This window comes from Nocardia sp. CA-136227 (assembly GCF_050955695.1).
Classification (GTDB): Bacteria; Actinomycetota; Actinomycetes; order Mycobacteriales; family Mycobacteriaceae; genus Nocardia.
This window is the reverse complement of record NZ_CP192081.1, coordinates 165967-177116: the sequence shown is the minus strand read 5'-3', so window position 1 is coordinate 177116 and position 11150 is coordinate 165967. Positions and strand designations below refer to the sequence as shown.

Genomic DNA, 11150 nt, shown 5'->3' with positions numbered 1-11150 from the left:
GCGACGGCGCGGCAGTGAACACCGCCACTCTCAGAGAGGACAGATACGATCAGCAACCGTGCCAGACGCCTCCGCAGTGCTCACGAAGCCGAACCCTCCGGCGACCGACCCCGCGAACCCGCGTGATTACCGGGTAGCGAAGCTGATAGCGATCGTCGCGGGCCTGCTCGGGGCGCTGTTCGCGCTGGCGACGCCGTTCCTGCCGGTGCAGCAGACCCAGGCGGAGGTGAGCTGGCCGCAGCGCGGTTCGCTCGATCCGGTGCAGGCGGCACTGGTGTCACAGGTGCCGATCGACGTGAACGTCACCATCCCCTGTTCCGCGGTCGGGCAATTGGATCCGCGCGGCGGCATCCTGCTGGCAACGGCGCCGCCGCAGGGCAAGGGCGCGGACCTGGAGGCCATGTTCGTCCGCGTCTCGGGCGACAGCGTGGACGTGCTGGACCGGAATGCCGTGGTGGCCACCGCCACCCGCGCGGAGATGAACGAGTGCTCGAAGCTCGTCATCACCTCCGACAGCAAGGAGACCTACGCCGGCTTCGAGGGCGTCACCCGCACGGTCGAGAAGACCACCCCCGACGGCGGCCGGGAACTGGTCACCGTGCCGATCGAGGGCCGGCTGCTGGGCGACCTGCGGCCGCAGGTGGTGGGCGTCTTCACCGATATGAAAGGCGGCGTCCCGGAGGGCCTTTCGTTCCACATGACGGTGGACTCGCGGTACTCGTCCTCGCCGACGCTGATCAAGCTGGTCGCGATCATCGCCGCCGTGCTGCTCACCCTGCTGGCCATGGGCGCGCTCGCGGTGCTGGACACCAGCGACGGCCGCGGGCACCGGCGCATCCTGCCCGCGCACTGGCTGAAGCCGACCTGGGCGGACGGCGGCATCATCGGCACCCTGCTGCTGTGGCATTTCGTGGGCGCCAACACCTCCGACGACGGCTACATCCTGACCATGGTGCGGGTCGCCCCGCACGCGGGCTACCTGGCCAACTACTTCCGCTGGTTCGGCGTGCCGGAAGCGCCGTTCGGCTGGTACTACTACGTCATCCAGGCCTTCGCCGAGGTCTCCACCGCCAGCCCGTGGGTGCGAATTCCCGCGCTGCTCTGCGGAATCCTGTGCTGGCTGGTGATCAGCCGCGAGGTGGTGCCGCGCCTGGGCAATGCGGTGGCGCGGTCCAAGGTCGCGCTGTGGACCGGCGGCCTGGTGTTCCTGGCCTTCTGGCTGCCCTACGACAACGGCCTGCGCTCGGAGCCGATCGTGGCCCTGGGCGCACTGCTGACCTGGGTCTCCATCGAGCGGGCCATCGCGACCTCGCGACTGCTGCCCGCCGCGGTCGCGGTGCTGGTGGCGGCGTTCACGCTGGCGGCGGCGCCGACCGGTCTGATGTGTGTCGCGGCTCTGCTCGCGGGCATCCGGCCGCTGGTCGCCATCGTGGTGCGGCGGCGCAAGCAGTTCGGTGACGTGGCGCTGCTGGCCCCCATCACGGCCGCCGGAACCCTGGTGCTGGTGGCGGTTTTCGCCGATCAGACCTTCGCCGGGATCATGGAGGCCAACCGGGTGCGGCAGGTGACCGGGCCGAACCTGGCCTGGTACAAGGACTATCTGCGCTACTACTACCTGTTCGTCGAGACGGTGGACGGCTCGCTGGCCCGCCGCTTCGCGTTCCTGCTCATGATCCTGTGCCTGATGACCACCATGCTGGTGCTGCTGCGCCGGCGACAGGTGCCGGGCATCGCGAGCGCGCCGACCTGGCGCCTCATGGGCGTGGTCTTCGGAACCATCTTCTTCATGATGTTCAACCCGACCAAGTGGACCCACCACTTCGGTTCGTACGCCGGCATCGCGGGCTCGCTGGCCGCGGTGACCGCCGTCGCGGTGTCCGCCACCGCGCTGCGGTCCCGCAAGAACCGCTCGGTCTTCCTGGCCGGGCTGCTGTTCACCCTCGCCGTCGCCTTCTCCGGCATCAACGGCTACTGGTACGTCTCCAGCTACGGCGTGCCGTGGTACGACAAGACCGTCTCCCTGCACGGCTTCCAGTCCAACACCCTGATGCTCATGCTGTTCGGGCTGGCGCTGGCCGTGGTGGCCTGGCAGTCGCTGCGCGAGGGCTACGCCAAGCCGATGGAGAACGGGAAGACCCGGCGCGGCAAGCGGATCCGCCGGTTCGCCGCGATTCCGCTCACCGTGGTCGCCGCGCTCATGGTGATCTTCGAGGTGGTGTCGCTGCTCAAGGGCGCGGTGCAGCAGTACCCGGCCTATTCGCTGGCCCGCTCGAACATCGACGCGGTCACCGGCAAGACCTGCGGCCTGGCCAATGACGTGCTGGTCGAGGGCAATGTCAACAGCGGCAACCTGACCCCGATCATCGACCCCGCCCACCCGCCGCTGAACGGCGACCCGCTGGCCGGGGAGAACCCGGTCGGCTTCTCCCCCAACGGGGTCGCCACCAAGCTCGACGCGGACGCCGTCGAGGTGAAGCCGGGTACCGGCAACACCTCCACCCAGACCGTCGGCCCGGCCTTCGAGGAGGGCCAGAACGCGGGCACCGGCGGCGGCAAGGGCGCGCAGGGCGTCAACGGGTCGACCGTGGCGCTGCCGTTCGGCCTGGACCCCGCCACCACCCCGGTGATGGGCAGCTACCAGGACGGCGTGCAGCAGCCCGCCTCGCTCACCTCGAGCTGGTACCAGCTGCCGCAGCGTTCGGACGACTCCCCGCTGATCGTCATCTCGGCGGCCGGGCGCGCGATGTCGTTCGACGACACCGGCAATATGACCTACGGCCAGGACATCTTCCTGGAGTACGCGCACCGGAATCCGGACGGCAGCCTCGGTGAGATCCGGGCCTACCGACCGCTGGACATCGGCCCCGCGCCGTCCTGGCGGAACCTGCGCATCCCGTTCTCGGCGCTGTCCGACGACGCCAATGTGGTGCGCATCCGGGCCAACGACCCGATCCTGATCGGTGATCAGTGGCTGGCGTTCACGCCGCCGCGGGTGCCGAAGCTGGTGTCGCTCGACAGCTACCTGGGCCGGACGCAGCCGATCCTGCTGGACTGGGCGGTGGGCCTGCAGTTCCCGTGCCAACACCCGTTCGACCACCACAACGGTGTGGTCGACGCGGCTCCCGGGTACCGCATCCTGCCCGATCGCCCGCTGGCGATCAGTTCCACCAACACCTGGCAGGCGCAGGAATTCGGTGGCCCGCTGGGCTGGGCGCAGATGCTGGCGTCGTCGAAGACGGTCCCGACGTATCTGAAGGACAACTACGACCGCGACTGGGGTTCGCTGGAGCAGTACGTGCCGTACTACTCGAATCCGGCCGATCCGGGCAAGGGCGACTTCCCCAAGCCGGCGCAGATCGACACCCACGTGGTGAACCGCTCCGGGTTCTGGTCACCGGGCAAGATGCGGGTCTTCTGACCCGAGGCGTCAGGCATTCGGTGGCCGCCCGCGACGAAGCGGGCGGCCACTGCCATGATGCGGGCCGATCGAATTCCGGGGGCGGCTACTTCTCGGCGTCCACGTGGGCGAACCACTCGTAGACGGGCAAACTGCCGTCCGGAGTGTCCTGCCACCGTGACGTCACTTTGAAACGCTCGTACCCGTTCCCGTACGCGACCCGCAGTTCGACGCCCGGTGGAGTGATCCGAACGATCCGTGTTTCGAGGCCTTCCGGCCCGCCTTCGAGTAGCGCCAGCGGTGAGGTACTCATAGCTGAAGGCTCTCACATTCGTGCCTTACAGCCCATAGATTCAGCCCAATCGGCGAGCCGCCTAGACCAGGCCCATCAGCTTCATCAAGGTCACCAGCGGTCCGCCGATGACCGGGATCGCACTGAAGCTGCCGGTGCCGCCCATGCTGCCCTCGGGCACCGCGGTGGCCTGGATGCTGAGCGTCGAGCCGCCGTTGGCGCCGACAGTGAGATCGTCATTGGCGGTGAAGGTGTACTGCCCGGCTGCCGACGGGGACCAGGTCACACTCGCGTTGCCCGAGGCGTCGACCGGAACGGCGCCGAGGCTGACCACGGTGCTGCTACCCGGGTTCACGACCCAGAAGCCCACCTGCGTCCCCGCATTCGTGCCGCCGACATGGGTGCTGAGGGTATACGTCGTGCCGACGTGCGCCAGGCCGTTGACACCCGTGATTCCGAAGGTCACCGCGGACGCGGTCGGTGCGGAGACGACCGCCAGAGCGGTGGCGGCGGTGGCCGCGCCACCGATGATGAGTTGCCGAATTCGACGGGTAGCCATTAGCGCTTCGCTCCCAAGGCTCGCATTTCAAAATGAAATGCGAGCTTTTCACAACTGAGAGCGACCCGCAATGGTTTCGGAATCTACAACGGAAGCAGGTGATGCTTGCGCGGGTTGCGAGGAATTCTCTTGTCCTTGAGCAAGTGCAGCGCCCGCCGGATTTCCAGGCGAGTACTCGACGGCTCGATGACCGCGTCGATATAGCCGCGCTCGGCCGCCACCCACGGCGTCGCCACCGTCGCGTTGTAGAAATCGATCATCTGCTTGCGCATGTCGGCACGCTGATCCTCCGGCGCCGCCGCCAAGGTCTTCGCCCCGATCAGCGACACCGCGCTCTCCGCGCCCATGACCGCGATCCGCGCCGTCGGCCAGGCCAGATTCACATCCGCGCCCAGCTGCTTGGAGCCCATCACCGCGTAACCGCCGCCGTAGGACTTGCGGATCACCACGGTCACCTTCGGGACCGTCGCCTCCACGAACGAGAAGATGAACCGGCCACCCCGCTTGATGACGCCGATCTTCTCCTGCTCCACGCCGGGTAGGAAGCCGGGCGTGTCCACGACGAAGACCAGCGGAATCTCGAAGGCGTCGCAGAGTCGCACGAAGTGTGCGGCCTTGTCCGAGGCCCGGGCGTCGAGCGCGCCCGCGTAGACCAGGGGCTGATTGGCGACCACGCCGACACTGCACCCGTCCACCCGCGCGAAACCGCAGATCACATTGCGGCCCGCGGATTCACCGAACTCGTGGAAGTCGCCGTCGTCGAAGATGCGCAGCAGGACCTCGTGCATGTCGTAGCCGGCATTGTCGGCGTCGGGCACGATGGCCTCGAGTTCCCGGTCCGACTCCGTGATCTCCGGTTCCAGACCGGGATTCACCACCGGCGGCAACTCCTGGCAGCTGGAGGGCAGGTAGCCGAGGTAGTCGCGCACCCACTCGAACGCGGCCTTCTCGTCCCGGGCCACGTGGTGGATATTGCCGTACTGCGCTTGGGAATTCGCGCCGCCCAGCTCCTCGAGACTGACATCCTCGCCGGTGACCTCGCGAATCACCTTGGGACCGGTGACGAACATGTACGCCTCTTCGGTGGCGACCACGACGTCGGTATTGATCGGCGCGTACACCGCGCCGCCCGCGCAGCTACCCAGGATCATCGAGATCTGGGGCACCAAGCCGGACAACGGTTCCTGGCGTCTGCCCAGCTCGGCGTACCAGGCCAGCGAGGTCACCGCCTCCTGCACGCGGGCGCCGCCGGAGTCGTTGATGCCGACCACCGGGCAGCCCACCTTGGCCGCGAATTCCATGATGCCGGCGACCTTGCGGCCGAACATCTCGCCGACCGAACCGCCGTACACGGTCTGGTCGTGCGAGAAGACCGCCACCGGGCGGCCCTCCACCAAACCGTGCCCGGTGACCACGCCGTCGCCGTAGAGCGCCTTCTTGTCGCCCGGATTGCGCACCAGCGCACCGATTTCCACGAAGGTTCCGGCGTCCAGCAGCATGTCGATGCGGTCGCGGGCGGACGGAATGGACTTCCGCGCCCGCTTGGCGATGCCTGCCTCCCCCGCCGGTTCCCTCGCGATGTCGAGCTTGCTTCGAAGGTCGGCGAGTTTATCGGCGGTGGTGCTCACTGGACTCCTTTCGGCAAAAACCTACTTTCGCAGAACCCGTGACGCGGTGGTGCTATTTCCCGGTGGTGTCGATCTCCCCGAGTTTCTTGGTGAGGTCGGCACCGATGGCCGCGATCCGCGGTTCATCGATGATCTGGAGATGGTCACCCGGAATATGGATGACCTCGAGCGCCGGAATGTGCTCCGACCAACCACCATTCGGGCGACGATCGCCGAAGCGGGGCTCCAGCTCGATGATTCCGTCGTGGTAGCGGTCGGCGAGGTAGAGCGTCACATCGCCGTCGTAGTTCGAGAGCTCGACCTTCTGAAGTTCTCGCCCCTCGATGAACGAGGTGCGCTGGTGCTCCATCACACCACCCGGAATGTTCGCACCCGCGAACTTCACGAGCTCCATGATGATCTGGATCTGGTCCTCGTCCGACGCCGCAGCCAGTTCCTCCAGCTGCTCATCATCGAGTTCACCGGCGAAGCCGTAGGTCTTCTGCGCGAAGGACTGGTACCGGCGCATGCGCTCCACCCGCGCCTCGAGCGTATCCACCTCCGGCTCAACTGGAATCGCCAGATCGATCAGACCGACCAGGCGAACGTCCGCGCCCTCAGCACGCATGATCTGCGCGACTGTCAGTGCGAACACCGCGCCCAGCGACCAGCCGTAGAGAACATACGGCCCCTCCGGCTGACGCTTGCGAATCTCCGGAATGTACTGACGCGCACGCTCATCGATGGTGCCGTCGACCCGTTCGAAACCGAACATCGGCGTTCCGGCCGGAAGCCGCTTCAGCAGCGGCTCGTACACCAGGGTGTTACCGCCCGACGGGTGGAACACGAAGACCGGCACGGCGTTCGATCCGACTTCCTTCGCACGCAGGGTACGGACGAAGCCCTCGACGTCGTCACTGTGCTCCTGGTACTCCGCGACCACGTCCGACATCTGCTCGATGGTGTCGCAGGCGCGGATCCGCTCGGCATCGATCTGCGCCTTGGCACGTTCCGACAGCCGAGCCACCAGCTTGCCGAAGGACTCGTCGTCGAGCTTCGGCAACGGGTTGAAGATGCCGCCTGCCGACTTGCCCGTCACCAGTGCCCAGGTCGCGAACACCAGTCGCTCGGGCGCGTTGCGCGGCGGGACGTTGTCGGCGTCGGTCTCGGCCACCGGCGCGGACGCCTCGTAGTCTGCGACAACAGGTTCGGAGACGATCGCCTCGGCCTCGGCCACCGGAGAGGTGGTCTCGACCTTCGGCAGCAGCGCCGCCGGATCCTTGCCCTCGGCCATCGCGGTCCGCGCGGCGGTGATGAAGTCGGCGTCGACGGCGATGTCCTCGCCGGCGGCCTGGCGGGCGGCGATGTCCGCGAGCTGCTCGCGGTTCTCCAGCGCGTAGCGCAGCACCTTGCCGACCTCGAGCAGGCTGGCGTCGCGCACGGCCTGCAACTGCAGCTGCGGGATGTCGAACTCGTACTCGACGCGGTTCTTGATGCGCATGGCCATCAGCGAATCCAGGCCCAGCTCCATGAGCGGGATCTCCATGGGCAGGTCCTCGACCGCGTAACCCATGGACTCGGCCACGATGATGGCCAGGCGCGCCTCGATGGTCTGGGTGCCGTTGGGATCCCAGCGCTCACCGGCCGCCTCGGCAACCTCGACTGCCGGAGCCGACTCGACGGCCACGGCCGGCTGCGCCACAGCCGATTCCGGCAGCGGGGCGCCGGAGGTGACGACGGCGTCGAAGAGCGGACGGAAGGCGTTGCCGGCCTTGGCGTGCACCGACACCGACGCGCCGCCCGGATGCGGGGTGAGCGTCGTGGTCAGGGTGCCATCGGCCGGAATCGCCTCGTGTGCGAGCGAGGCGCCGACGGTGACATCCGAGAGCACCTGCGCGGCAGCGGCATTCACCAGCGCCGCCAGATCGGTGACGGCCGAGGCCTGCACCTCCCAGACGTGGCGGCCGTCCGGCAGCGACACGTGCGCACCCGGGACCCCGGCGTTGCCCGAGCCGCCGAAGCCGCCGGTCACCCTGGGCCAGTACTCCTTACGCAGGAACGCGGTGCGCGGTACGGCGGCGAAATCACCGGCGGGCAGCAGCGAGGCCAGGTCCACCTTGTGACCCTGCACGTACAGCTGCGCCAGCGCGGAGACCACACCGGCGACCTCGTCCTCCTTACGCTTGAGCGTCGGGATGAGCGCGGCGTTGTGCACGCCCGCCGCGAAGGTGGTGCCCATCACCTGCATGAGCGCCACCGAGTTCGGGGCCAGCTCGAGGTAGGTGGTGATGCCGTTGTCCACGGCCTGGCGGATGGCATTGGTGAAGTACACCGAGCCACGCATGTTCATGACCCAGTAGTCGACGTCGTGCACCGGCGGGTTGCCGCCGCGGTAGACGGCCGCCGCGTGCACGGTGGAGTACAGGTCGCGCTTGAGCTTGGTGGGCTCGATGCCGGCCAGTTCCGCGGCGAGCTCACCCAGCAGCATGTCCATCTGCGAGGTGTGACCCGCGCCGCGGGTCTGCAGCACGCGGGCGAACTTGCCCTCCGACTCGGCGCGCGCCACGATCGCGTGCACCTGGTCCGGCATGCCGCCGATCACCGTGTTGGTGGGGGCGGCGTAGACCGCGACCTCGATGTCGGGGAACTCGGTCTCCTGCAGCCTGGCGATGTCCTCGGCGGAGTACTCCACCAGGGCCATGTTGCGGACCTGATCGTCGGTGATCATGGCCTCGCCCTCGGCCATCAGCCGCGAACGCGCGCAGATCACCCGGACCGCGTCCTCGAGCGGCAGACCGCCCGAAATGTACGCTCCCGCAACCTCACCCTGCGAGTGACCGACCACGCCCTCGGGCTCGGCGCCGTGCGCGCGCAGCACCGAGGCCAGACCCACCTGAATGGTGAAGGTGCCGACCTGACCGGTGCCGATGTCCCAGTCCTGCTCGTCGTCCAGGATCATCTCCCGAACCGAGTACCCGGCCTCGTCCACGACCAGCTCGTCCACCTGGTCGACAGCCTTGCGGAAGATCGAGTTCTCCAGGTAGAGCTGCTTGCCCATCTTCCGGTGCTGCGCACCGAAACCGGCCATCACCCACAGCGCGCCCCGAGCGGCGGGGGAATCGGCGGTGTAGACGCTGTTGCCCGGCTTGCCCTCGGCGATGGCCCGCAGGCCCGCGATGGCTTCCTCGTGCGTCTTGGCGACGACCACGCCGCGCGAACGACCGTGGTTGCGCTTGGCCAGCACGCGGGCCACATCGGCGAGCGGAGTGGCCTGTCCGGCTTCGGATTCCAGCCAGTCGGCCAGATCCTTGGCGGCACGCTTGCGGCGCGAAGGCAGGTAGCCCGACACCGGGATGATCAGCGGCATCGGCTCTTCGCGATGGCCCCACTCCGGCTCCGGCACAGCGGCTTCCGCGATGGCCTCGGCCTCGGCGACCACATCGGTGCTCTCGACGTCCTGATCCGCGGGCGCCTCGTCGTCGGCGGCGGCGGGCGCGGCCGCGACCGGCACGTACTCCTGGACCACGACGTGCGCGTTGGTGCCACCGAAGCCGAAGCCGTTGATGCCGATGGTGGCCTTACCGCTGTAGCGCGGGAATTCCGTCGACTGATCGGTGATCTTCAGGTGCGCCTGGTCGAACGGAATGAAGGGGCTCGGACCGGCGTAGTTGATGTGCGGCGGAATGACGTTGTGCTGCAACGCCATGATCACCTTGGCGAGGCTCGCCGCGCCCGCGGCGGCCTCGAGGTGACCGAAATTGGTCTTGGCGGAACCCAGCAGCAAGGGCTTGTCCGCCTCGCGGCCCCGGCCCAGGACCCGGCCGAGCGCATCCGCCTCGATCGGGTCACCGATCGGAGTACCGGTGCCGTGCGCCTCGAGGTAATCGACCATGGACGGCAGGATCCCGGCATCGCGGTAGGCCCGGCGCAGCACCTCGGCCTGGGCGTCCGGGTTGGGAGCCAGCAGGCCGTTGGAACGGCCGTCGCTGTTGATCGCGGAGCCCTTGACGACCGCGTAGATGGTGTCGCCGTCGCGCTCGGCGTCAGCCAGGCGCTTGAGGACCACGAGACCGGCGCCCTCGGAACGCACCATGCCATCGGCGTCCGACGAGAACGCCTTGATGTGACCGTCTTTCGACACACCGCCATTGGCGTCGAAAGCGAGCGTCGCGGCCGGGGACAGCAGCACGTTCACGCCGCCGGCCAGCGCCACATCGGCCTCACCACCGCGGAGCGCCCGGACCGCCTGATGCACCGCGACCAGCGACGACGAGCACGCGGTGTCGACGGCCACCGACGGGCCACGGAAGTCGAAGAAGTAAGAGACGCGGTTCGGGATGATGGCCGAAACCGCACCCATGATGACGTAGCCCTCAGCGGAGAGCGGCGTGCCCGGATCGACGTTCCCGGCCGCCATGCCGGCGATGATGCCGAACTCATTGCCGGTGGAGCCGATGAAGACGCCGACCTGCTCACCCTTGAGCGTGTTGGCGGGAATCCTGGCGTGCTCGAGCGCCTCCCAGGTCAGCTCGAGCGCGAGCCGCTGCTGCGGATCCATCCGCTCGACCTCGACCGGCGACGTGGCGAAGAACTCGGCGTCGAAGCTCTTGAGAACGGACTGGTCGAGGTAACCACCCTTGACGTTCGAGTTGGCGACCTGCTCCGCGACGCGGGGATCGGTCAGGAACTCCGACCAGCGGCCCTCGGGTAGGTCGCGGATGGCGTCGCCGCGGTTGATCAGGAATTCCCAGGTGGATTCGGGTGTATCACCCGCACCCGGCAGACGGGTGGACAAGCCGACGATCGCGATGTCGTGCGCTTCGCCGGGCTGGAGGCCCTGGGTGTAGAACGAGTCGTCGGCCGCGTCGGCCGGAAGGTCGGGCTCCCCATTGATGATTCGTTCCGCCAACGAACCGATGGTCGGGTGCTGGTACACGATGGTCGCGTTCAGCACGACCCCGGTGAGCTCCTCGATGTCGCCGCCCAGCGCGAGAGCGTCACGGGACGCCAGGCCGAATTCCTCCATCGGCCGGTCCACGGTGATGTTGTCGATCGGCTGCCCGGTCGCGTCGGCGACCCAGCGGCGCAACCACTCCCGCAGGTCCGCCACCGACATGTCGGTCACCGCGGGTTTCTTCGCGGCATCCGGGGTCGACGCTTCACCGGTCGTCTGGGTGGGGTCCGTGCCCTCGTTCTCAGCCATCAGTTCCTCAAGCTACCTGTCTGCTTACGGTGCGCGGCGGTGTTTTCATGCATGAATGGCGCGAACCTTATCGGCTCGCGCCATCCAACTAT

At 67.8% G+C, this 11150-nt stretch carries 5 protein-coding genes; 1 reads left to right on the top strand and 4 read right to left on the bottom strand.

Annotated features, from left to right (window positions below):
• The first annotated feature begins 58 nt into the window (after positions 1-58).
• Positions 59-3418 carry an arabinosyltransferase domain-containing protein gene (locus ACQP06_RS00790; RefSeq protein WP_433669736.1) on the top strand — a complete coding sequence of 1120 codons (3360 nt, stop codon included), beginning with the start codon at positions 59-61 and terminating at the stop codon, positions 3416-3418.
• Positions 3419-3503: 85 nt separating this feature from the next.
• On the opposite strand, the gene ACQP06_RS00785 is transcribed toward ACQP06_RS00790, so the two are convergent.
• The 4 genes from ACQP06_RS00785 to pks13 all read right to left on the bottom strand — a co-directional run bounded on the left by ACQP06_RS00785 (position 3504) and on the right by pks13 (position 11058).
• Complete coding sequence (locus tag ACQP06_RS00785; RefSeq protein ID WP_433669734.1) at positions 3504-3710, bottom strand: DUF5988 family protein; 207 nt, start codon at positions 3708-3710, stop codon at positions 3504-3506.
• Between the two features lie 61 nt (positions 3711-3771).
• Positions 3772-4248 (bottom strand): hypothetical protein, encoded by a 477-nt coding sequence (locus ACQP06_RS00780; RefSeq protein WP_433669732.1) that lies wholly within the window; start codon positions 4246-4248, stop codon positions 3772-3774.
• 83 nt (positions 4249-4331) lie between these two features.
• Positions 4332-5876: an acyl-CoA carboxylase subunit beta gene (locus tag ACQP06_RS00775; RefSeq protein WP_433669730.1), complete on the bottom strand. Its 1545-nt coding sequence runs from the start codon at positions 5874-5876 to the stop codon at positions 4332-4334.
• 52 nt (positions 5877-5928) lie between these two features.
• Complete coding sequence (gene pks13 / locus ACQP06_RS00770; protein WP_433669729.1) at positions 5929-11058, bottom strand: polyketide synthase Pks13; 5130 nt, start codon at positions 11056-11058, stop codon at positions 5929-5931.
• Positions 11059-11150: the final 92 nt, after the last annotated feature.

What these genes read in the sequence shown, in the direction of transcription:
- ACQP06_RS00785 (WP_433669734.1), bottom strand. Translation starts at nt 3,710, where the DNA reads ATGAGTACCTCACCGCTGGCGCTACTCGAAGGCGGGCCGGAAGGCCTC.
- pks13 (WP_433669729.1), bottom strand. Translation starts at nt 11,058, where the DNA reads ATGGCTGAGAACGAGGGCACGGACCCCACCCAGACGACCGGTGAAGCG.
- ACQP06_RS00780 (WP_433669732.1), bottom strand. Translation starts at nt 4,248, where the DNA reads ATGGCTACCCGTCGAATTCGGCAACTCATCATCGGTGGCGCGGCCACC.